Source organism: Paenibacillus sp. MER 99-2 (assembly GCF_023714095.1).
Classification (GTDB): Bacteria; Bacillota; Bacilli; order Paenibacillales; family Paenibacillaceae; genus Paenibacillus.
Genome location: NZ_JAMAUZ010000001.1, coordinates 205,134 through 229,977, shown reverse-complemented (window position 1 = coordinate 229,977; position 24,844 = coordinate 205,134). Strand labels below are relative to the sequence as shown.

20 protein-coding genes and 1 pseudogene are annotated in these 24,844 nt (G+C 41.5%); 6 read left to right on the top strand and 15 right to left on the bottom strand.

All coding sequences use genetic code 11. The features are described from left to right. Positions 1-5: 5 nt before the first annotated feature. Both M3636_RS01030 and M3636_RS01025 read left to right on the top strand, forming a co-directional pair. Complete coding sequence (locus M3636_RS01030; protein ID WP_251381015.1) at positions 6-329, top strand: YxeA family protein; 324 nt, start codon at positions 6-8, stop codon at positions 327-329. Between the two features lie 361 nt (positions 330-690). Beyond that, the gene (locus M3636_RS01025; RefSeq protein ID WP_251381014.1) at positions 691-1,107 is read left to right on the top strand and encodes a hypothetical protein; all 417 of its coding nucleotides are present in this window, start codon (positions 691-693) and stop codon (positions 1,105-1,107) included. A gap of 251 nt (positions 1,108-1,358) precedes the next feature. Here the strand turns inward: M3636_RS01025 and M3636_RS01020 are convergent, their stop codons facing one another. From M3636_RS01020 to M3636_RS00980, 9 genes are all read right to left on the bottom strand, one after another. Continuing rightward, the gene (locus M3636_RS01020) at positions 1,359-1,664 is read right to left on the bottom strand and encodes a hypothetical protein (protein WP_251381013.1); all 306 of its coding nucleotides are present in this window, start codon (positions 1,662-1,664) and stop codon (positions 1,359-1,361) included. 21 nt (positions 1,665-1,685) lie between these two features. Next, positions 1,686-2,261, bottom strand: a complete 576-nt coding sequence (locus M3636_RS01015; RefSeq protein ID WP_251381012.1) for a hypothetical protein — start codon at positions 2,259-2,261, stop codon at positions 1,686-1,688. 153 nt (positions 2,262-2,414) lie between these two features. After that, a complete protein-coding gene (locus M3636_RS01010; RefSeq protein ID WP_251381011.1) occupies positions 2,415-2,588 on the bottom strand; it encodes a hypothetical protein in 174 nt (57 codons plus the stop codon). Continuing rightward, complete coding sequence (locus M3636_RS01005) at positions 2,588-2,893, bottom strand: DUF2089 family protein (protein ID WP_128103138.1); 306 nt, start codon at positions 2,891-2,893, stop codon at positions 2,588-2,590. The genes M3636_RS01010 and M3636_RS01005 overlap by 1 nt, the downstream gene beginning before the upstream one ends. 345 nt (positions 2,894-3,238) lie before the next feature. Beyond that, a complete protein-coding gene (locus tag M3636_RS01000; protein WP_251382467.1) occupies positions 3,239-4,438 on the bottom strand; it encodes an MFS transporter in 1,200 nt (399 codons plus the stop codon). 260 nt (positions 4,439-4,698) lie between these two features. Further along, a complete protein-coding gene (locus tag M3636_RS00995; RefSeq protein WP_251381010.1) occupies positions 4,699-5,736 on the bottom strand; it encodes an ROK family protein in 1,038 nt (345 codons plus the stop codon). 263 nt (positions 5,737-5,999) lie between these two features. Continuing rightward, positions 6,000-6,209 carry a hypothetical protein gene (locus M3636_RS00990; protein WP_251381009.1) on the bottom strand — a complete coding sequence of 70 codons (210 nt, stop codon included), beginning with the start codon at positions 6,207-6,209 and terminating at the stop codon, positions 6,000-6,002. A 624-nt stretch (positions 6,210-6,833) separates the two neighbouring features. Further along, positions 6,834-7,739 carry a DUF4435 domain-containing protein gene (locus tag M3636_RS00985; protein ID WP_251381008.1) on the bottom strand — a complete coding sequence of 302 codons (906 nt, stop codon included), beginning with the start codon at positions 7,737-7,739 and terminating at the stop codon, positions 6,834-6,836. 15 nt (positions 7,740-7,754) lie between these two features. Next, positions 7,755-9,050: an AAA family ATPase gene (locus M3636_RS00980; RefSeq protein ID WP_251381007.1), complete on the bottom strand. Its 1,296-nt coding sequence runs from the start codon at positions 9,048-9,050 to the stop codon at positions 7,755-7,757. An 892-nt stretch (positions 9,051-9,942) separates the two neighbouring features. Here M3636_RS00980 and yidD point away from each other — a divergent pair. Further along, a pseudogene (gene yidD, locus M3636_RS29680) lies at positions 9,943-10,449 on the top strand (membrane protein insertion efficiency factor YidD). 96 nt (positions 10,450-10,545) lie between these two features. Continuing rightward, positions 10,546-13,512 carry an AAA domain-containing protein gene (locus M3636_RS00970; RefSeq protein WP_251381006.1) on the top strand — a complete coding sequence of 989 codons (2,967 nt, stop codon included), beginning with the start codon at positions 10,546-10,548 and terminating at the stop codon, positions 13,510-13,512. Between the two features lie 233 nt (positions 13,513-13,745). Here M3636_RS00970 and M3636_RS00965 read toward each other — a convergent pair whose 3' ends face one another. The 3 genes from M3636_RS00965 to M3636_RS00955 are packed head-to-tail and all read right to left on the bottom strand — an operon-like array spanning position 13,746 to position 16,367. Next, entirely contained in the window at positions 13,746-14,540 is a 795-nt protein-coding gene (locus tag M3636_RS00965; protein WP_251381005.1) for an ABC transporter permease, read from the bottom strand. Positions 14,541-14,559: 19 nt separating this feature from the next. Beyond that, complete coding sequence (locus M3636_RS00960) at positions 14,560-15,348, bottom strand: ABC transporter permease (protein ID WP_251381004.1); 789 nt, start codon at positions 15,346-15,348, stop codon at positions 14,560-14,562. Between the two features lie 2 nt (positions 15,349-15,350). Beyond that, on the bottom strand, positions 15,351-16,367 hold the full coding sequence (locus M3636_RS00955) for an ABC transporter ATP-binding protein (protein WP_251381003.1): 1,017 nt from the start codon (positions 16,365-16,367) through the stop codon (positions 15,351-15,353). Positions 16,368-16,617: 250 nt separating this feature from the next. On the opposite strand from M3636_RS00955, the gene M3636_RS00950 reads away from it, so the two are divergent. Beyond that, positions 16,618-17,229 (top strand): TetR/AcrR family transcriptional regulator, encoded by a 612-nt coding sequence (locus tag M3636_RS00950; RefSeq protein WP_251381002.1) that lies wholly within the window; start codon positions 16,618-16,620, stop codon positions 17,227-17,229. A 204-nt stretch (positions 17,230-17,433) separates the two neighbouring features. Next, entirely contained in the window at positions 17,434-18,768 is a 1,335-nt protein-coding gene (locus tag M3636_RS00945; RefSeq protein WP_251381001.1) for an amidohydrolase family protein, read from the top strand. A 48-nt stretch (positions 18,769-18,816) separates the two neighbouring features. Here M3636_RS00945 and M3636_RS00940 read toward each other — a convergent pair whose 3' ends face one another. The 3 genes from M3636_RS00940 to M3636_RS00930 are packed head-to-tail and all read right to left on the bottom strand — an operon-like array spanning position 18,817 to position 24,843. Further along, entirely contained in the window at positions 18,817-20,559 is a 1,743-nt protein-coding gene (locus M3636_RS00940; protein ID WP_251381000.1) for an allophanate hydrolase, read from the bottom strand. Then, positions 20,556-24,176, bottom strand: coding sequence for an urea carboxylase (gene uca, locus M3636_RS00935; RefSeq protein ID WP_251380999.1), 3,621 nt, complete (start codon positions 24,174-24,176; stop codon positions 20,556-20,558). Before uca ends, M3636_RS00940 begins: the two co-directional genes overlap by 4 nt. Beyond that, the gene (locus M3636_RS00930) at positions 24,169-24,843 is read right to left on the bottom strand and encodes an urea amidolyase associated protein UAAP2 (RefSeq protein WP_251380998.1); all 675 of its coding nucleotides are present in this window, start codon (positions 24,841-24,843) and stop codon (positions 24,169-24,171) included. The genes uca and M3636_RS00930 overlap by 8 nt, the downstream gene beginning before the upstream one ends. Position 24,844: the final 1 nt, after the last annotated feature.

The window sequence follows — 24,844 nt, the reverse complement described above, 5'->3', positions numbered from 1 at the left end:
AAGTAATGAAAAAAAGGATCTTCATATCATGTCTCATTGGGGTCGTTATCATCTCTGGTCTATATCTCTTCGCACGGGAGCCTTTCGATCGTTTCAATCCATGGATTGAACAGCAATATGTATATGTTGAGGTTCAAGAGCAACCTGTAGATGATGATGGTAGATATAAATATAAGGAGCAGGGTGTGACCGAAAGTGGTGAGACGAAACGAGTGGTGTTCAGCACCAGTACCAGACTAGAGCAAGGCACATTCTTAAAAGTACTCGCCAAAGGTACGTATACTGAAAATTATGAATTCATAGATGAAGGTGAAATACCTTCTAAATAAGTATGATGCAATGTTATGTTTAATCTAACTAAAGCTTTCTCATATTAGGCGTATTGATTATCCACACTTGGTTAATCAGTACGTCTTTTATTTGAGAAATTACTGGATGTAAGTTCAGGAGAGATACTGATTAATAGACGTATTTACAATGGTAGTAGTGATGATAAATTTTACATTTCGTTATTGCGCGTATTTTGGCATTTGCATGCTTATGTAGTGCATTATGAATCTTCCACAAACCTATTTTAGGACATATGCCTCTATTTGCCCGATTGGAAAATATAGACTTTGGGTTAATACAAAATATGACATCCTCACCGTATAATTAGAGAACTACATATTGATTAGGGAGAGAAACGTATTGAATGCCAAAATGCCAACACTACTTAATGTAATTCGCGCTTTACTAGGGGTGCAATCTATCTACATCGTCATCTCGATGGTGGCTGTGCTTATGGAGCTATTCCAGTATAGGGCTGCTTACGCGGCATTACCTATGTTCGACTTAATTGCCTTATACGCTAATATCCTGCTTCGTATCATACTCATCGTAGGGCCGCCAATCCTGACCATCGTGTATATTTCGAAGAGACGATATAAGCTGACGATCACCTTCATGAGCATGACACTCTTCTTCGGAGTGGTCTTCCTACAGAATTTCCTGGTTGTATTGCACTTCTTCATGTTACTTGTACTACTGCTGCATCAACCAATTAAGCGTTACCTCAAGCAAGAGAAAGATACTCGGCATTATCATCCGGGTGACCTGAGACTATAGATTAAACGTGTGGTATTGTTTATCTTGTTCGTAGCTCTTGTTAATCAGCATAAGGACCCGTTAAGATGAGTCATTAAAGAAATTAGAAAGAGCCTGACATTCAGTGGTCAGGCTTCTTTTTGTTGTTTTTTTGGGAGAGAAGTATGGATAATATTAAACCATTGAAGTTTACGCGGGTGGTCTCAGCTCCTCCGTGCATTCCGTTGGTTCGACTGATCGCCGTCATCACTACGCACTGGGAGCTTGTGCTGTCAGAGTTCAGGCGTCAGCTGTATCCACTGATCAGTTTGAAACACATAGATGTATTCTTGGGGAGTATCATTGAATTGCACCACAACAGGATACATCGGCATCTTGCTACGCCGTGCTTCAATACTTACAATACGCTTCTCATCCACGCCTTGATCAACAATTAAATGGGTTCGTAGCCTTTCTTCCAGTTCACGCATGTCCTTCTGATATGAGCTGTACCACGTTACGGACGCCATAATTATAATAGCCACAACAATTAGACCACTCTTGAGTATTCTCGTACCTTCACCCCACTTCTTAGTCATTAGTAAGCCATTTTTCAGATTTTAGTCTAGATAAGCTAAATGTTGTAATACATCTGTCTTCAGTGCTTGTAGCTGCGGATTGTTGGCTCTGGTCGCCTGCTCTTCTGTATCTCTATGATCTACATTGAACTTACCCTGCTCTAACGAACGCACCCAATAGCCTTGCCGTTGTTCATCCCAAGACAGGAACAAGACATACCGATGATCCGCGTACATGGGGGTATAGTGACCATAGTTATAACGAGTCACACCCGTATATAGCCCTCTATTGCGCATGACATACGTAGGCTCCAGAATATCAAGTTGATCGTGAAGCTCCCGCTGAGTTGAATTCGCAAAAACTTGATTCACCGCTACACGAGTCACTGTATGACCTCTTCCGCTCCTATCCTCAATCACCTGGGTAGACTCGTCAGTTGTCGTCACCTCAACGATCAGGTCAGCATGTTCCGCCAGTTCTTCATAGTCTGCAAAGATATGATGATCACTGCTACTTATGGTTTCTGTGTTCTCTATCGTCTGATCTGCAATAATGTAACTGATGCCTGCGATTAGAACGATGATCAACACACCGAATACAAATGGTTTGTTTTTCACACCATTCGCCCCCTACCTTCAAACCGTATATATACTAGATGGTACTTGCCTATGAAAAGTTACACTCATTTGTACAAAACATCAAAAAGAAACCCATCTCTAAAGTCAGACATGGATTTCAACATGAAGTCGTTTATGATTATGCGTTTGGCTTTACTTCAGATCCTCAATTTTCATTCGATCCAACTCTTCTTGTTGTGGGCTCTTTCTCTTATTCAATTGGGCGTTATATTTAATAAAATATCTAATGACGAAAAATAATGCTAAAGCTCCCACCAACATGAGCAAGGGGACAATAATTATTGTTATTAAAGTAACCGTCATCATTACCTCTCTCCTTTATCCTTCGAATTGTGGTATTCGTTGACAAGCAGCTTGGCTGTTTCAAAATCAATCTTATCGTTGATGGCCAGTCTTTTAACGAGAGAGATGAACGGATCTTGATCTTCCCTTTCCGTGATCTGGATCTTCTGAATTAATCGGTCGAGTCTGAGACGAACTGTCGGGTATGTAACTTGATAAATGGAGGCGATTTGTTTCAACGATCCGGATTGAAGAATGAACTTTTTGATAAATGTAACATCCTCTTCATCGAGATTAATCATCCATTCAGGGACACTTTTGATCGTCATAAGAGTACCTCCTTAACACTTATTTACTTTAATATTATTATAATAAACTTTAACTTTGTTAAAATCAATGATTATATAATCTTTAATATTATATAAATGATTTCAGTTGAATATTATGACTACTTCCTACACTATTGAAAGAATAAGCTTAATATTCGATAACTTTAAAAAAACTCGCTGTAACTCCGAATGCCTTCTATTCCGTTACGTTACTACAAGAAATTTTCTAGGGCGGTCACATCACTCCCTTAATAAAAAAACACTGACGTTTATCTCCCTAAGGAGAAAAGTTCGTCAGTGTTTGGATCAAATTCATTTGCCTATTAAGATGCCATATTTCTGTGGTCAGATGAGTTCCTGTCTTCTTTTCAAATACACGTACAACACGATGCCAGACACCGCACAGATGACTGCACACAGTCCAATAAATCCATAGCCTGCCTGAAGTCCGCGCAGTAGACCGAGCTGCGTTGTCGCACCATACATTTGCTTCACGCCTTCAATGACCCAGCCGATTACATAGTTACCAATAACACTACCAACCCCCATTAGGGTGACAGTGAAGGTTATCGCGGTATCACTGCCATTCGGATAACGCTTGGCGATAAACGCCATAACGGTTGGATAGATCATCGCAATACCTGCGCCAGATACAGCGAACAGTACAGCCAGACGCTCTCCGCCCAAGATAGCCGCAAACGTACATATTGCCGAGAACGCCGAGAACACAATCAGGGACAATACGAATCCGATCCGGTCTGTCAGTGGTCCAAGCAACAAACGTCCCAGCGAGAAAGCAAGGAAGAACGCAGATAACAATCCAGAAGCTTTCACGGTGTCCCAGGTATAGGCTTTCTCCAGGAAGTTAACGAGCCAACCTCCAACCGCAAGTTCAGATACTACGCCAAAAGAAAGAATCATCACCATCAGCCAGATCGCTGGATCACGCGTTAATGTCTTGAGAGAAGTCCGATCTTCGTGAGCAAGATCATCCCCTGGAAACTTGCTACGCAGTGCCGCAATGATCGGCAATAGACAGAGCGATAGCATCACCAGGTACATGCCGCGCCAATCCAGTTCGTGTCCAAACACCTTCAGGGACATCACTCCTGTTGCGAGCAACGGAGCAACCGTTGAACTCAATCCATAGAAGAAATGAGATAAGTTCATCATCGTACCTGTGTTTTTCACAAAAATCCGTGCACCCAGAATCGCTAGTGCGATTTCGAGCATCCCGTTTCCGATGTACATGAAGAAGTACGATGAGGCAAAGAGTGGGTAGTTATGCGACATATAAATGAACACACCAGACAGAATCATGGAGGCAAATGAAATAATGCTTACCGCCTTGATGCCCCATTTGCGAACCAGTATAGCCGTGAACGAACAGGCGATCAGATACCCTAGTGCGTTCAGGGACAACAACGTTCCGAGCTGTTTCTCATCGAGATTGAAGTCGAATTGAATGCGCGGAATGGCTGGCCCCTTAATATTTTCCGATATACCAAATACGATAAAGCCCAGAAAGATCGTTGCCAGTTGCATGGCATATAGCTTGTTGAACTTTCTCTTGTTCCCTTGGGTATCTACTTGCTGACTCAAAATAAGTTCCTCCTGTAAGTTCAGAAAAAAATGATTACACTTCACCACTGCGATTGCAGTACCATCTTCCGGTCACTGTTATCCCCAGATTTTGCTGATCCCCTCCTAAAGGGGAAAATCCGGTGATAAACGTGCCCTTCAGATTGCTCCTGCACTCTCCGCTGCCGTGTAAAAGCTTTGCTTAACTCATATAAAAGTAGTACCTACCACTGCTTCTCGATGACCTGAATGCGGTAGGTTAAGCTCTCAAGCGTCACAGCCACCAGCCCTGTAACATATGCGCGGCGCGTATCTTGCTGGATGATCAGCTCCGGCATGTGCTCCTGCGGAATCAAGTGATCCAGACACCCCTGTGTGAGATCATCCAGCATCGCCGGGTTCATCGTATCTCCTGTGACCACAATCGTGGCAGGGTTGATGATCGCAATAATGGAAACTAACGTGCGAACCACCAATTCCTTCACCCCATCGGTTGTTTTCAACATGCGCAACTGTTCTTCTCGGGACACACCAAAAGGCAGGAAGGACACCTCACCCCCAAAGTCTGTGTTCCCCGTCAGTGGACGACCGTCAATGATAAAACCTGCACCCGGAAAATGATTCTCTGGAAACGTCACGACCGCAAAATTCTTCTCTTCTTCAAATTGTTGTTGGTTATATAGCCCGTACACCGTCAGGTTCATGTCGTTGCCAATGACCACTTCCACATCCTCATATTGCTCCTTGAGTCTCTGCCCCAGCGGTTGGAACATTAGCTCCGGAACATCACAGAGACCAATAACACCGTTATGTGCCACACCAGGTATACCAATACCAATTGCCTGTACGTTGTGATGCTGTTCGATAAGCTTGGCAATCAAATCCTCAACTACCGTCACATTGATCTCGTCCAGCATGAGCGTCTGCTCATCCGACCACTCTCCGTTCAGATTCGAAACCGTATGTGTAATCGAATGGATGCCACCATCTGTTCGAATAATGAGGCACAGCACACTCGCATAATCTGCATTAAATTGATATCGACTTGCGGGTCTTCCCCCGCTAGATTCATCCGGACCCAGATCCACAATCTCACCGGTCTGAAGCAACTCATTCAGGATCGTGCCGCATGTCGCCACGCTAAGTTTCGTTAAATTCGCGATGGAAGCCTTCGTACCCACACCGATCGTTCTGAGCGTATTCTTCACGAGTTCAACGTTAATCCGCTTCACCTGTTGGGTGTTGTGTGATGTTGGTAACATCGTTAGATGTGCGCCTCCCTTCCTTCATTTCACATGATTCTAAAATGTTCAAACATTGTTTTTAAAAGTGTTTTAATAATTGACAGTGTAGGTGGATTAAAGAAGAAAGTCAATGCTTTATTTGGAAACGAAAACGGTTTTGGTGGAAAAGAGAAAGGACAGCTCAATATCATACTAAGATGATCTATACTGTCCCTCATTATAATTGTGGCTATGTAGACTGGCTCATGTGGTTTGCCAAGATGCTTTTCTTCAGTATGACTTCAAATAACTTTCGGTTTAGATCCTGTTCCATGTTGTGAAGGTGATATGCCGCCTGTGTCCATATGCAAGACTTTTGCACGCTTCGCGATGATATCCATCGCGTCCAAGATCAGCTTGTTGCAGGTAACCAGTTGATCGACGTATTCGTCTTCTATTTGGACGAATTGAGCGTACTGTGAAGCAAGATCCTCGCTGTTGGTACTTGTCATGTTACCACTCCTTTGTTTAAGGAGAGATTAACATTTTGAGAAGCGCAATGCGGTACGTAAAAACGTATAAAAGCTCTTCGTTACTTTTTCACTTTTCATAATATAACTCTTTATAAATCATTAAGAATACTCGAAAGGTTTATGAATATATTATTATAAGAATTCTTCACCGCACAACAACTCAAAAAGCGACCTTCCCTATGAATATTTAGAACAGATTAAGCCGTTGTCATATCAACTTCAATCAAGCATGAGCAGAATACTCACTCATTCACCGCCACAAATTAACATTGTTTTACGTCAGGAAAAGATTATTTTATTTTTACATCACATAAAAATCAAAATTATTAAATGAATGTATAAGTACAATTACAAAGTAAATAATAAAAAACACAATAATATTACTATTTCTGAGGGGGATTTATGACAATTAAGTTTGAAGTAGGACAACCAATCATTGTAAATGGACTGCTACCTCTTCACATATTACATCAGTTAAAAAACAAGAAAAGAACAGGTATTGTTATAGAGGTGAATTTATTCAAATCTTACCCTATAACAATACTAATTAACGGAATTTTTTTTTCAGTTACAAGTGACTCCATTAGACAAATAAACTAATCCTTATGCAAGTAATTTAATTCTATTGCATATATAATCAAATTCACCATCAACTATACTTGAAACCACACCATGTACATGCCCAATTTGATAATTGTTTTTTGTCTTCCATAGGCATTTATTTAAAACTTTAGTTTTACAGAAATTGCATTTGTTTATTAAATCATTATCACAAGCTATATGTAGTTCTTTTATAAGATGTGTAAGAAAATTTGTGTAAACATATAATATCCACTTCCCTTTGGCGATCTTTCTTAAATCACCTATTGTAATCTCATGTTCTTCAGCAAAAGCTTCCAATTGTGATTTTCTTTTAAAAATCTCTCTTATTATATCCTTACCTCTCTCTTTGCTAAAAATATTACCCGCCTCTAAGCCATAGCTTACTATCCCAATATATTGTTCGTCACAAGCAACTTTTAAAGCATCAAGAGCAATATAGTATAGATTATCAAATTCATTGTTATGTAATTTGGACTCAATATACGATATCGTTCTATGATCTAACAACCTTTCATGAGCATCCGTTAGATGACAGATTGTTTTTCTCAAATTATTCGTAGATACAAAATGGCTCTCAATTGAGTAATACTCAAGTATCAATAAACTTTCTAAATTTGGTATTTCCCCTCTGTAGTATCTTGCATCTCTATCTACAATTCCGAGTATATACTTTTTGTTTTCCTCGCGCTCTTCTAGCTTTCCTTGAACATCAGTTATAAAATCTATCACTCCTCCCGAACCTTCTGTGTAACCTTCAATATTCTCAACAGCCTCGACCCAACAATTTTTCTCACTCTGATTTACTAGGTAATTATATATTTGAATATCATTTCTTCCTTCTACAACAATGACAGGGGTCTCTGACATAATAGCCTCAGTAATTAATTCTTCAAAATCATGTTTCATAATTTAATATTCCTCTCACTTTAATCTTACTAAATAACTTGTGTTACTTTTGGATATTGACGGACTATGAGATGCGACAATAATTTGAGAATTTGGTGCAAGTTTACTCAATAATGGAAGAAGCTCTCTTTGCCATTTTATATTAAGTGAAAGTTCTGGTTCATCAATCATTAAAAAATTCTTATCCGTTCCAACGATAAGAAACATTGTCAAAAAAGTAAGAAGGTGTCTTTCTCCACTAGATAGTTCATTTAAACTGTGTCTATCTTTTCCAAGATTTATATAAACCTCATCGTTATTGATAACAATTTTTTTGTTATCTGATAAATGACTATTGAAAATTTCCTGTAAAGTGCTTATAGATTCAAGAACTGCATCTTCTTTTTTCAACTCTTTTATCATTCGTATTAACAGGTTAGACAGTAGCGTATTTTTAGAGCTATATTTAATTATATTTTCTGGATCATTATTACTCAGTATCCCTATAAGTTCATTTCTTAATCCATTCTCAGCGGCATTCATCAAAGCTTCAAGGAGTTTATCTTTATTACTATAGAGCTCCTCTATAAAAGTATTATGATCCTCATAATAATTGTAATCATCACTGTCCCTACTCTCTGGATTTATCGCAAATGAGAGAGTATCAAAAAGTGCTTTTTGAACTCTTTCAGAAGAAATTTTTTTCGCCAAGGCATATCTGCGAAAAATAAGCTCTTGAATAGTGTCTATGTCAATGTTATCAACCAGTAAATTTTTATTATCAAACGTTAAATTTTTTCGATCAAATGCATATTTTCTTCTATTTGAAAAGCTTTGATCTTTAAAATAACTAACAAATTTCCGAGCAAAATCTGTAGCCATAAGACTTGTTGTAAACATATCATTATAATTCCTAGCTATAAATCTGAAAACTTCATGCTCCTCTAGGGAAAACCTACTTGGGGCTCCTCGATTCACTCCGAATAAGATTGATGTGCTTCCAGACAGTTCAGTCTGATCATAAGCATCCCAATTATAATATCTTCTTTCTTTGTCCATCTCTCCATTATCAAAGTAATTCTTTTCCAAATATATTATCACTTTATCTTCATCTGAGTGTGTCGGTGTGTAGTATATTACAACATTCTTCACTTTCTCACTGAGTAAAATCTTTTCATCCTTTGAAAGAATTGCATGTACTAATCTTAGAAGAGTAGATTTCCCACTACCATTGTTACCATATACTACTGAAATATTTTCTCTTGAAAATTCCAATTCAAATTTTCTTTCAGGATTTTTGAAGCCATAAATTATAATCTTATTAATCTTCATTTTATTCCCCTCATTTCATAAAACTAAAGTTAAAGATAATTTGTTGCTTTATATGATTCGACCATAAAACTCCATTTCCCTCTCTTATGTTTAGATTTTTATTCTCTTTCAATTTATCTTTAAGTTACTATTAATTAATCTTTGCAACTTGTTAAAACAGCAACAATCTCTAGGTATAGAATAGATAACCACAAAATTTAATACATCGCCAAGTAATATATATTATATTATGCTTTGCTCCTTCGAATTTACTATTGAAGATTCGTTCACGAAAGTGAAAAGAAGAATGACGAGGTTAGAAAAGAGATTGAATAAGGCTCTCAAAGTTTTCCTTAGTAAGGCTAATGGATGCCAATATAAAAAATATTGCGAGTAAGATTGTGATTATCTATTTAGGATTAAAGGCAAGATCTAACAACGACAAGAAGGAACTTGTATTAGCTGCTGATCTAAATTAACAAGACTTATCTCAAGAATTAAAACAGATAATATGGAGATTATTATCAAATAGAAATTGAATTTTCTGGAAACCACTACTTTCAACGTGATCAACTTAAATCAAGAATAACTACCCAACAAATTCCAATCGACAGTCTACTACACCTATAGTAAAATAATGGAATGCCATTGAAATAACTATATGAAAGGATAATTCAAATGAGAGAATACAAAGTTGTTCCTGATCCCAAAAACGTTCAAGTAAGTCGAGGCGATACTCAATCCGCTGTTAATTTATTTTCTGATATCATCAATTACAAAGTACAATCTGGATGGATTTATCAATCAATGAGTCACTGGCTGTCACTGAGAAACCCGGTTGTCTTCAACAACCCATTACAACGCATCATTATATGCTGATTTTCTACAGAGAGATTAGTAATAGATAATAAAAATGAGACAATCAGAATCTGAGGAAATAGTCTATAATAACCGACCATCACAAGAAGAACTTATAAAACTCTTACATACACATCATGATGAGAACGATCCACGAAGCAATTTCTACAAAAGGACTCATGTTATTCCAGAAATTGATTGGTTAAATTCTTGGATTAACGTTATACTTTCTACATTCTCAGGCCTAATTATCTCTATAATTTTCTTCTACTTCTTTAATCAACTCATCCCAAGCTATGCTTTGCTGAATGCTCAGATTGTTTTTATAGTAAGCATGCTGATCATAATTTTATTACGTACTAGATCAATTCTGATATGGACTATTAAAATTTTTCAACGTCTGGCTCCTATTAAAGTAAGAAACAAATGTCGTTTTGAACCAAGCTGTTCTGTATATATGATTTAAGCTATTGAGAAATACGGAGCCATCAAAGGCCTTTCGCTAGGAATTAAGCGCCTTCGTAAATGTAATATTAACGAAGGAGGATTTGATTATCCATAATTCAAAGGGGACCCTTAGACAACCTACGGGTCTTTCTTCTGTCCATGTAAATAGCTTTAATACGGCTTCATAATAAAAGATTTATGGGAGGATCTCTTGCTAATAAAACAGCTACTTCATTATTATCTAGATTGTATAAAATTGGAAAGCTATTACTCTGTACAACTTAAAGATGAAGATCTTGTACATTCTCAGGTCTACCCTAATGATCCAGAAGGGATTGCTAAACATTATGAAAAACTAAGTACTAATTTAACCTCGAAGGAAACTATTTTGTTTGGTTATCCACTTTTAAGAACAATTCAAGGGAATAAACCTATATATATACCTTTATGTTTGTGGAGTAATCCAAGCTTCTTATCAAATCGTGACTTATTCAAGGCAGATTATGTTGGGTTCCATCAAGAAATATTCAAGTCATTTACAGATAAAAAGTCAAAGGAATCGTTGCATGAATTACAGGAACAATTCGCTATTTCACCCAGGACCTTCCTAAGTAATCAGCAGAATTTTGAGAAACTTATAAATTTATCTGAATACAATTCGCAAAATATTATTTCAAATCATGTAATTTTACTTGCAAATAACACCACTGGAACTAATTATTTGATTTCAAAAGAGATTGAAGATATTTTGACAGATAAGAACCAGCCAAGTTCTGTACTCAGCAGCTTTCTTACCCATAGCTATTCCTTATCTGCTTCAGAACCTCAGAGAACACAGCTACATATTGTGCCCAGTAATTATCCTCAAAACGTCGCATTAGCTGATCTTCAGCAGACCATTAGTATAATTAAGGGACCTCCTGGAACTGGAAAGACACAAACCATAGTAAACTTGTTGGCTAATCAAGTTGATCAACTAGAGACTTGTATGGTAGCTAGTACGAACAATCAGGCAGTTGATAATATTTCAGAGAAATTAATAAGTAAAGGGATTTCAAACTCCTTTTTTGGTTTTGTACGACTAGGAAGTAAAAATCATAATAAAAAACAGACTTTAGAAATCAAGACAGCAATTGAACGTATGAAACAAGAAATAAGTGGCTTGTTATCAGATGAAACTTATAATTATTATTTACATAAGAGTAAGTTATTAATGGATCAGATTAATCAACTTGAACTACAAGAACAAAAGATAGTCGATCTAAAAAGCTCTATTAAGCAGCTTAAAGATTTAATAGATATCCTAAACAATCGATTGCGTTTAAACCACCTTACGACTATGAAGTATAGTTTTGAAGCCCTTGATATTCCTCATAAGCACATGGAAAACAGATTGCGTGAAATTGTAGATGAACCATTACATTTATATGGAAATGATGTTTTCCGCAAATTTCGTGCTTACATTGCTAGTAAGCTCAAATTCTATATGAGGAGACGTATTCAAAAATATTTGCATTCAATTGCTGCTTCTCAATTGTGGGAATATGTCGATACAACCATGCCAACAAATTCACTCGCTCAATGCGAAGAGATTATTAAAGTCATTAATCTAGAACAAAGATTGAAGCAATATCAGGATCAGCTTCTACAGGTACAGAAACAGCAAATAGAACAGTCAGTTAACATAGATAAGTTATATCAGAAAAAAAACGTTATAGATCTTGCGATTGTTCGCACTAAGTGGCTTAGAAAAGCAGAACCTATTCTCCGTAATCCAAAAGAAATGCACAATATTATCGAACTTATAAATGAACTAAATCAAAAAGGGGAAATTAAAAGAACTTCTTTTGCCTTCCCTTCCTTTTTAAAGTTATTTCCTGTTTTACTTGTAAGCAGTTTATCAGCTCGGCGCTGTATTCCGTCTGGGTCATCCATAGACCTAGCTATTATAGATGAATCATCTCAATGCTCTATCGCAAGCGTTTTTTCTCTATTACAAGTTTCAAGAAGAGCCTGTTTTTTGGGTGATATCCAACAGTTAAATCATATTGTTACATTACAAAGTGAACACAGTAAATCATTGTTTGATATTCATGCGAAAGGAATTGATTACTCACCCTATTGCTTTCACAACGTATCAGCTTTTCAAAGAGCAGTCCATGCTTGTGAACAGAATGAACATGGGCAACATTTGCTTAACTATCATTATCGTTGTATTCCTTCTATTGTATCTTTTAGTAATCAACATTTCTATCGCAATCGTTTGTTCACAATGCGTCAAGAACCTGACCGGAAACCTTATCATAGAGGGATCTTTTCAACGAATGTATTCGGAAGAGCCAGTGGAACTTCCAACGATTATGAATTAAAAGAAATCAAGTCCATTGTTGAAAAATTGGAACACAATGGCATCAACGATATTGGTATTGTTACACCATTTGGCGCACAAAAAAGGAAATTAATACAGCTGTTTAAACGTAACCCAAACATTAAGGTTGGAACTGTACATACGTTTCAAGGTGGAGAATGCCAAGCTATCATTTTCAGTGCTGTTATCTCTAGTGGTTCAACTGCTTTTCAGATTAATTTTGTTCAAAATAGTTATCGTTTAATTAATGTTGCACTAACTAGAGCTCTTGACTATTTTATCCTTGTTGGTAACCTAGCTGAGATAGATAATAGCAGTGGATATCTAACCAAATTAAGTAAATATATATATACAATAGAAGCTAGTAGTTTCCATCGCCCTGCCATCATGTTATCCATCAAATTCAATCAGCTCATACGTCAAGAAAGTCGAAAGACTCTAATGCATGTGGGAGAACGTATGATTTATAATAAATTACTGATACTTCTTGAAGGTATGCCCTTCATTGTATTTCCCAAAGTTCCTATTAAAGACGTACTCTCTATTCAAATTGGATTAGATAACGAATTAAAATCTTACTATTTTACTAGTCATATGGATTTTGTAATCTACGAGAAAGAATCTCTTCAGCCTTTATGCTCCATAGAATACGATGGTTTCTATCATAGACGGAATGCTAAAACAATAGACAATGATCTAAAAAAAGATAAGCTTTGTGGTTATGCAGACTTTCAGCAATTCCGAATAGCTTCCAATGATGAAGATGACGGTTGGAATAAACTAAAAACTTATCTTCATTCTTTTAATTAAGCTATACAATATCAATCTTGCTTATCATAAAAAAACAGGCTCATCATATTCAGAAAATAGAATGGTCAGCCGTTTCAAGTGATACAAAATAAAAATACGAAACAAAAATAAGGAGCACTTGCATAAGTGCTCCTTACTTATACCTCTATAATCAGGAATATATTCATTCCCTTCCACCGTTTTCTACGTCTCACAATGAGAAATAAGAATAATAGAATCAGAACATCAACCCACTACCCACCCGCACCTTGATACCTATTCACACTCGACATCCATATCCGATAACCAAGGAAATAATATAGCGGGCCCATTATAGGTACAAGCCACATCGTCCAAGACGATAGAAGCGCGGTTTCCTTTGTTAGCAGAAATGCAGCCGGATAGAAATTGATAAATGCAAATGGAATGACAAACGTTAACAGCACTTGGATGAAGGTACCGAATACCGGAAGTGGGTACGATACGAACTCCTTAAATTTGAAAAATAAGGTGAACAGGAAGTTTGTTTTGACCCATACAAAGGATACAGCCCCGATCACGGACATAAAGCCCGCCTGGATCATGGCACCGCCAATAATACAGAGGATCAGGTACACCACTTCCACCCAGCTCAGACTCAGGTTTAACTTAAACAACGCCCACAACAGCACAGACCCTGATATCGCCACATGCGCAAGGTAGCCCAGGTTAAATCCTCGGCATACGATGTACAGATACGGATTGACGGGTTTAATCAAGATCGAATCAAACGTCCCATTCTTGACCTGACTCTCCAGTTCTCGCATTTGCACAAATGAAAACGACGCGCCGAGTGCGTAAGTGAACAGCCCTAAACTGTATAAGAGCGCAATTTCTGGCCAGGTCCAACCTGCTAATGTATCAAATTTACGTAGGAACAGCCAAATAATAATATAGTCGCCGGTATAGTTGATGATTTGCGCAATCACGGCAAGCAGGAAGTCCCCGCGATATTCCATTCGTTCTTTGGTTAACAAAAAGACTAATTTTCCGAACAATTTGAAAGTCATTTAGATCAGCCTCTCTACTTTATCCACCTTGTACAACCAGACGTTTGATCGCTCGATTCCATAACCAGCACACGAGGAGCGTAAGTCCGGCAATCCATGCCATACCTGTGAGAATCAACGTCGCTATCTCTTGAAGTGGGATCGCTCCCAAATAAACTGCAGCAGGAAAATATCCCAAATATAAAAAGGGTAAAAGTTTGGTCACAGTCATCCACGAATCTGGAAAGAACCACAAGGGTAAAAAAGAACCCGAGAAGATGGTAATGAGGCCGCCCAACATCCAGTTCAGTGCAAAATGATTCATTAGCCAGAAAGCCAGTAAGGATATGAGATACCCTAACAAGAAAGAGATCGCCAAGGCCAAAAGCAACGCAATTAAGAATAATAACAGATGGGTCGCAGAAGCTGGTGGAAGAAAACCAAAAAACACCCATGCAATGAGTAATGAAGGAATGGAGGTGAAGAGCAACTGGTACACCGAATTTCCCAGTCCTTCTGATAATAGGTGAAGCGGATAAGACATCGGTTTGATCAGTTCAGAAGCTATGGAGCCTGTTTTGAGACTATTATCTACCTTAGAACTAATGCCAGTTAGCAGCAAGGCAGCCAGAAGGGTGTTAATAATGCTATATGTAATCATCTGCTCTACACCGATGCCTTCAATGGTTCCATTCCCTAATACGGCCTTCCATATTTCAGTCAGAATCAGAATAGCAACGAAATTCCCTAACAATCTTAGCCATACTTCAGAACGATACGAAAGTTGATTGGAGAAAGTTTTTACCCCGAACATAATGTACGTTTTCAACCTTAGGCTCTCCTCTCACTCGCATTCGTTCGATCTTCTTCCTCCAGCTTTTTATACAGCTTTCGAATGACTGAATCGATGTCTACGCTTTCAATTGAGGCATCTTCAATGGCATGTTTACGCGCGATTTGATTCACGCAATCAAATACGGTTCTGTCGCTTTTTTCAAACAAATACGTTTTCCTTAATCCCTCGTCTTTCATTAATTGCATTTCAGGGATTGCGATGACTCCAGGCTCTTCCTTGAAGTCAATGATCACCTGTCTTTGGTCACCTAGCGTTCTACGTAGTTGTTCCACAGATCCGTCGTACACCATATTGCCTTTGTTCACAACAATCATCCGGTGACAGATCTCTTCGATATCCTTCATGTCATGTGTCGTCAGTACGATGGAGACTTTTTTCTCCTTATTAATCATTCTTAGAAATTCTCGAATCTGTTCTTTGGCCATGACATCTAGACCTATTGTCGGTTCGTCCAAGAATAAAATTCTAGGATCATGTAATAGAGCCATTGCGATCTCCACCCGCATTCTCTGCCCCAAACTTAATTGCCGGACTGGCTTCTCGATAAATGAGGATAACGATAGAAGTTCGGAATACATGGTGAGATTTCGGTGATACGTATCGTCTGATAGCTTGTATATGTATTTATGAAGATCGAAAGAATCCCGAACGGGAAGATCCCACCACAACTGACTTCGTTGTCCAAACACAACACCGATATGCTGCGAATTATGCTGTCTATTCTCATGCGGGATCGACCCCAGCACGCTCAATTGCCCTGAAGTCGGAACCAATATACCCGTCATCATCTTGATCATGGTCGATTTACCCGCACCGTTTGGCCCTAGATATCCTACTGCTTCTCCTTCCTCGATTGAAAATGAGATATTGCGTACAGCTACCTCTTCCGTATATTGCCTCGTGACCAAGCTTCTCAAGGAACCGATCAGTCCAGGGAATCGCTTGTATTGCCGATACACTTTCGTGATACCGCTTACATCAATAATACTCATGAATCACACCTCGTCTGCTTCTTTAGGAGTCATGTAACAGAACTCAATTTATTACAATTTTCACCAATCAACTCTTTAGAAACATGTTAGCTTTTTGCTTATGAAATAAGTACCAACATTATTAGATTATTTTTCATATCATAATTAGACATATGTTCTCAAGCACCTTATGAAGTTCCATTTGACAACCTCTCCAAAAAGGTCTACCCTAATAACGAATCATCCATTCACTATTAAGGAGTCGTTCCCGATGGTGCAAGCCAAGAAAGACGAAGTTAGGAAAGAGATTGAATACGCGGCGCTCAAAGTTTTCTTTGAGAAAGGCTATATGGATGCCAAAATGAGCGATATTGCGAATGAGATTAACATTTCCGTGGGTAATATCTATACCTATTTTAAGAATAAGAAGGATCTATTCTATGCAGTCGTGCCGCCAGATCTCGTTGATTATCTGAAGAAGGTGCTGGTGGAGACGATTCACTTTGATAACCAAACCCTGTTCGAAGAGACCGATAGCGAGCGTAAGGCGGCACTGTTGCAGGAACAAGTGGATGTATTACGGAAGTATCGGAATCAGATCGTTATTATCTTTGAGAAAAATAAAGGCACCATCTACACCAACGCCAAGAATGAACTTGTTGAGCTAATGATCGAGACCAAGAAGGCTTATCTCAAGAATCAATATAAACGGTATGAGATTGGCACCGTAGAAAACTTAATCTTGCTCGATATTCTCGCCCACAACGTGATCGACATGAACCTGGACTTGTTAAAACGCGAGATGACTGAGGACAGCCGCAAACAGATATTTGAAGCATTGTACGTATACAGACTCTACGGGATGAAGAGCTTGAACGAATAACAGCCCCTGATCCGTCATCCCCTATGCATGGGTAGAAAATAATACAAAACGTGCAGATTAGATCGATTTAACTTCATCTAGTTTGCACGTAAAAAATCCATATCAGAAGTCACCCTATTTTTTTAACCCAAAAATGAATTAATAATTCACTTTTAACACATTCAAACCACATACAAATACCCATAATTCAAGGAGAGACATCACATGAAACACAACATGAACACCGCTTATGCATTGAAAAACGTCAATCTGATCCACGGAGATGCGAACCGTAATCTGCAAAAAAATATGACCCTTCTTGTCAATGAGCACGGACTAATTCAGGATATTGGTCAAGATCACGAGCTACCAATCCCAAGCCACTACACTACAATGGATCTCTCAGGAAAATATGTGATGCCAGGGCTCATTAACGCACATGTGCATCTGTTTGCCGATGGGAAGCCGTTCAGTCTCTCGGTTAGTGAGGGGATGCTGCAGTTTGCCTATGATCGGATACTGAATACCACATTCGGTAGACGTATGTTGAAAAAAAGAATGAAACGCAACGCTCTCACCGCACTTCATGCGGGGGTAACGACAATGCGCAGTGTGGGAGAATTCTTTTACACCGATGTTCAGCTTCGGGATGAAATTAATAACGGTGAATTTGTAGGCCCTAACCTACTTGTCTCGGGGTTCTTTTTGAGTGTGACGGGTGGGCATGGTGCTCCTTACCTGGCACTGGTGGGCGACTCACCTTGGGAGGCACGAAGAAATGTACGCATCAATGTGAAGCATGGCGTCGATCTGATCAAAATCTGCGTCACAGGTGGTGTGACAGATGCCAAGATGGTGGGGGAGGCTGGACGTCTACAGATGACGGTCGAAGAAGTCGCGGCGATCTGCGATGAAGCGCATAAGATTGGTATGCGAGTTGCAGCCCATGTGGAAAGCACAGAAGGTGTTCGAGTTGCGCTGCAAGGTGGCGTGGATACGATTGAGCATGGCGCAGAGATGGATGATGAGATTATTCGTTTGTACCAAAATAACCCTAATGCTCTGCATGGTTACACCGCACTGATTCCAACTTTGCAAGCCGGTTACCCCTCTGCTTCATTGGATACAAGTGTGACCAAGGTTAGTCAAACGGCGAAGGAGAATTCCAGATTGGTCTATGATTCCATGCTCCAAAGTATGAGACAAGCGATTGAAAATAACATCACGGTTGGGATTGGCACGGATGCCGCAATGCCTTTCGTGACTCATTATGATATGTGGAGAGAGATGGATCATTATATGAGACAGACCAACCTGAGGAACAAGCACGTCATTGAAATGGTAACCCATACAAATGCGAAAATCCTAGGTGTCGACAAGGTTACAGGTACGCTGGACATTGGCAAACAGGCTGATCTGATTGTGCTGGAACAGAATCCGTTAGAACAGATTGAAGCCTTGTCAGACATCTCGATGGTTATGGTCAAAGGCAATCTCATTGATAAACCATCCTTGACGAGAATTCCAGAAGTTGACGCTGTTCTAGACTCTGTTTGGTGAGTTATCGCAAAAAAAAGACCCATAGACAATCCTATGGGTCTTCTCATCTCAAGATTCAACCGCTACCTCGCTCCATCTTCTCCATCCACCGGATGGACTAATGTTCTCTGCCCCTTCTCCGGCATAGGCTTCACATACGAATCCACTTACGGTACGCCCATCGATCAACTGCACTTTGCCAATGCCAAGGGGAGCAGGAATCGAGGCTGTGAATGATCCAAATGAAGCGCGTGGCATATCCCAGAGTTCAACCAGAATGGATGAACCGCCATTGGATACTCGCACCAGACCCGGTTTGGCCGGGATCGTCGGAAGCTTATACATTTCATATACGGGAGCTGTTGAAGTCTCCTCCCGAAATACCGCGCCTAAACCAGTCATCTGAGGTTCTAACGGCATGCCGCGCATATGCAGTCCACATACCGCCACCGTAATGACATCCTCCTGCTGGATTAGCAATTCGGATGCTGCGATCAGATTCGCTTCTTCATCTGGACGTGTGAACAGAGTCACGCCAAAAGGAACCCCTTCCTCTGCCCAGCCTGCGGGAACCGCGATTGCACTGAGATCAAGCAAATTACAATGATTCGTATATAAGCCCATCTTGCTATTGGTCTCAATCGGATTCGCCATCACCTGCTCCCGCGTCCAAGTTCCTCCACACGTCGGCAGCACCAGCACAGCATCCTCAAGCATCATTGCAGCGTGCCGTCGAATTGCCGCCAATCGATGCTGAGCCTTGAATAAGGCCGAGGCTGTGAAAGTTTCTTTTTTACCAGATGAGAGAACCGTCTTCGTTACAGGAAAGATTGCTGCTTCATGTGTTTCCACAAATTCATCTAGGTCAGACCAGCGTTCAGCAACCAGAGGACCTTCGTATAGAAGCGCCGCCGCTTCCTGAAGCAACGTAATATCAACTTCCTTCACGGTTACGCCGGAAGCTTCGATAGCTTGTTTCTTCCTATTCCATGCTTCTTCGTATGCTGTGGCATAAGGCCCATAGAACTCAAGCGGGTGGTCAGGGACCAAAAATACCTTTGGCAACTGCCCTCGCTTCAACGGACGATGTATAGAGTACGGATCTTCTTGCTCCAACCCTCGCACAACGTCGTCCACTCGCTGGGCATCGACCAGTTGGTGGGTAAATACGGTCACACAATCAATGCTACGGCAGGCCGGAATAACCCCCGTCGAAGGCCACGCACCGACTGCTGGCTTATATCCGATGAGATGATTTAATGCTGCGGGCACACGACCAGATCCTGCCGTATCCGTTCCAAGAGCAAAGGCCGCCTGACCAGAAGCTACAGCTACTGCAGACCCTGAACTTGACCCGCCACTAATCAGCTCCGAACGCAGCGCATTATGAGTATCCCCATATGGACTTCGAGTACCGACCAGTCCTGTAGCGAACTGATCCAGGTTGCATTTGCCAACTGGGATTGCACCAGCAGCAATTAAACGCTCTACAACCGTCGCATGCCGATCTGGAACATAAGTGAACTCAGGACAAGCTGCCGTCACCGGCCAAGAAGCTACCTCAATGTTATCTTTGATTGCAAACGGGATGCCCCATAACGGACAATCCTCCGGATTCATCTGTTCCAGTTGATCAAGGTAAGGCTGAATTCGCGTTAGTGATGGTGGCAAAATCCAAATATTTTTCTCCTGCGTATGCTCTGCTCTATGAATAATAGCTTCAATTACATGCTGCGGTGTAAAATGCCCATGACGATATGCCTTTTGCAGATTATCTACCGTTAAACGCTCCGGTACCGATTGCCTAGTCATGATGCAGCCTCCTCCTCTACAGGATATATAGCCGCAATGCAGTCACCTGCGCGAACATGATCACCGGATGAAACATAGAGTGAGGCAATCACACAATCGTATGGAGCCTTATGCGGGAACTCCATTTTCATACTTTCTTCTATTATAATGTCTTGCCCCTTCAACACCTTCTGCCCAACTTCTACGAGCACCTTCCATACACTGCCGGACATGGTACTATTGACCTCCACACTTCCCTCTGGCAGAGCTTCCTGCTCTGTCGAACTCACGCCTTCCGGTTCAGATACATGCTCAGCAATACCAAGCTCCTTCCAATACTCCCGTTCTTGCTGGAATGCAGCCTGCCTTGATTCACGGAACTGAGCAGACGGCTCCTGAATCTGCTCCAACCAATTCAGATAGTCTCCCAGGTTAAACGTCGTCTCTTCTACTTCAACCACCATCTGTCCCCGCGGGAAATCCTCTCGCATCTGTAACAATTCCTCCTGGGATACAGGATAGAATTGAATCTGGTCGAAGAACCGCAATAACCAAGGTTTGCCTTGTTCAAAATTGGTTGTCTCTCTGAACTTGTTCCACATCTGAATCGTGCGACCTACAAACTGATAACCCCCAGGGCCTTCCATACCGTAGATGCATAGATACGCGCCCCCGATGCCTACTGCATTCTCAGGTGTCCATGTCCGCGCAGGATTATATTTGGTCGTGACGAGTCGATGACGTGGATCAAGTGGTACAGCTACAGGTGCTCCAAGATATACATCGCCAAGTCCCATCACCAGATACGAAGCATTAAATACAATCTCAGCGACTTCTTCAAGCGAACCAAGTCCGTTAATTCGGCGAATAAATTCCAGATTACTTGGGCACCATGGGGCGTCTGGACGCACATTTTGTTGATAACGTTCTATCGCTTGCTGCGTTGCAGGATCATCCCAAGATAATGGCAACTTCACAATACGGGACGGAACTTCAATGGAATCCAGCGACGGCAATTGTAGATCCAGTTCCATAATGATCGCTGCAGCCTCTTTCACCGTCATTTGCGTACGATCCAAGTGAATCTGCAATGAACGAATACCCGGTGTCATCTCAATGAATGGAATCAGACCACTATCTTTCACTGCTTGCATCAAGACATAGACCTGGAATCGATATAGAAGATCAAGTTCACGTTCACCGTATTCAATTAGAATGTTCTCATCACCTGAACAACGAATGCCAATCTTGAAGCGTCGCCCTTGCTCCTCATAGGCAAGGATCGGCATATATGCACCAGAAGATATATCCAACACTTTAGGCAAAGGCAGACGTTCTCCATCTCCAATTAATGTATCGAGAAATGTTTGTTGTGCATCCCTAAGTTCCTCGGCTTCCTCCACCGTAATCAGCTTAAAGCGAATCTTGTCACCCGGGCGTAACTGTCCAACCTTCCAGAATTCTGCCGACGCCGTTGTCACCGGACATACAAATCCCCCCAGACTCGGCCCATCAGGTCCCAGAAGAATCGGCATATCTCCAGTCAGATCAAGTGCTCCAACAGCATAGGCATTGTCATGAATATTGGACGGATGCAATCCTGCATCACCACCGTCCTCCCTCGCCCACAGCGGTGCTGGCCCAATTAGACGTACGCCTGTACGGGAGCTATTAAAATGAACCTCCCACTCCGTTTCGGTCAGTTGTTCCAGATAGTCTTGTAGCAGATACTCTTCTGTACAATGCGGACCTGGAATGACACCGATTGTCCATCCATGGGTTAATTCCGGCTGATGCTGAACGGAGAGCGGCTGAAGTGGTATACCTGACTCTGGATGAACCTTCAATACGGCACCTGTTCGCAGCGCACTACCTGAATGTCCACCAAACTCACCCAAGGTGAAGGTCGAGGCACTACCTAGCGTCAGCGGCATATCCAGTCCTCCCGCAATCAGGAGGTATGCACGCATTCCTACCACGGACTCGCCAAGGATTAACGTAGAGCCTGAAGGAGCTAGTGTAGGTGTATAGAGCGGCACAGGAGTTCTATCCAATGTAGCTGTCATATCTGCTCCCGCAAGGCAAATCATCATCTGATCTCTGAAGCGGTAGGAACCGCCGCGCAAAGTCATTTCTAATCCAGCCGCACTCTCGTCATTACCAAGCAACCGATTTCCCATTCGGAATGCGAGTGAGTCCATCGGTCCGGATGGAGGTACACCGATATCCCAGTACCCTTTGCGACCTGGATAATCCTGAACCGTGGTCTGAATCCCACCATCGAGCACTTCAATGGTATGTTCTACCGGATTGAAACCGCTCAGCATATTGGTGTATACCAAACCTTCTCGAAATAGCTCTGTGTCCAAAAAGGCATGAATGTATGTCTGATTGGTTGTTATGCCATATACACGCAAGCGAGCAAGTGCATCTATCATTTTCGCAATGGCTGCTTGCCTTGATTCCGCATGAACGATCACCTTAGCGAGCATTGGATCATATAGCGTGGTGACTTCAACACCACTGCGAATCCATGTTTCAATACGTGCCTCTTCCGGCCAAACGACAGCATCAATACGACCATCACTTGGACGAAAATCATGGAAACAATCCTCCGCATATAGACGCACCTGCAAGCTATGACCTTGAGGCGGCTCCACAAGCTCGGTCAAATTGCGAAGCTCGCCAGCAGATTCTCGCACCATCCATTCCACCAGATCTATGCCCAGCACTTCTTCTGTTACACCGTGCTCCACCTGAAGGCGGGTGTTCACTTCTAGAAAATAAAATTGCTCCGTCTCGGGGTCATACAGAAATTCTACTGTACCTGCGCTACGGTATCCTGCTGCGGCTGCAAGTCTCTGTGCACTTTGATGCATCGCACTTCGCGTTGCCTCCGGCAGGTTCGGCGCAGGTGTCTCTTCAATGATTTTCTGATTCCGCCGCTGTACCGAACAATCTCGCTCTCCCAGCGCAACCGCTTCGCCAAAGGCATTACCAAAAATCTGCACTTCAACGTGTCTTGCTCTGGCAATGTATTTCTCCAAAAACACACCACCATCGTTAAAATTCGTAATTGCGAGTCGAGTAACGGAGTCATATGCTTCTCGCAGTCCCTGTTCATCCGAACAGATTCGCATCCCGATCCCGCCACCGCCCGCCGTGCTCTTCAGCATGATGGGATATCCAATCTCGGCAGCTCGTTCCACAGCCACGGTCAGGGACGGAACCAGTCCCGTACCAGGAAGCAGGGGCACATGAGCCTGTTCCGCAATGGATCGTGCAGTATGCTTCAGACCGAATAATTCAATATGCTCTGCGGATGGTCCGATAAACGTGATTCCCTGTTCTTCGCACGCTCTGGCAAAGGAGGCATTCTCACTTAGAAACCCATATCCCGGATGAACCGCATCCGCCCCAACGTTTACTGCTGTCTGCAGGATAAGTTCTGCATTCACATAGCTTTCTTTGGCTGGACCTTCACCAATTAGGATGGATTCATCAGCGAGCTCTACGTGAAGGCTATCCCGATCAGCTCGGGTATAGACAGCTACAGAAGCAATGCCCATCTGACGTAATGTGCGAATAATTCTTACAGCAATCGCTCCGCGATTGGCAATGAGGACTTTGTTAAACATGTGATTCGCTCCCTTCCGTATCCCAGATCAGCACCTGTGCAGGTGTTGGATTATAGGCATTACATGGGTTATTAAGCTGCGGACAATTGCTAATTAATACAGTAACCGGAGCCAGAGCAACCAACTCTACATACCGTCCTGGACCAGACACGCCATCTGCGAACGTAAGCTTACCTTCAGGCGTGACCGGTACATTCATGAAAAAGTTGACATTAGGCGCAAGATCTCGTTTGGAGAATTCTGAGCGTGTGGAGAGCATCAGCATGAACGTATCTCGGCAGTTATGCATATGCAGTGTGTCATGTGAATAACGAACGGTGTTACTCTGTGCCGAACAAGCTCCACCGATCGTATCGTGTCTGCCGCAGGAGTCCGCAGTGATCTTCAGCAACTCCCGCCCAGATTCAGCAACCAGTACCGACCCCGTTGTCAGATACAGGTTCTGCTGTCTAGTGATTGTCTGAATTGCACTATAGTGATCGCTTGGATCTTCCGTAGCGTAGAAGAGTGTATCCACCGCCTGATTCCCTTCCAGATCAATGATGCGAAGGACTTGACCTGCCGCAAGGTCATGAATCCATCCATCCCCAGCAGGGATGACTTGATCATAGATTACCTTCGCCGGTTCCAATGAACTAAGGGTAGGTACGAATGCTTGTGTCGTCATA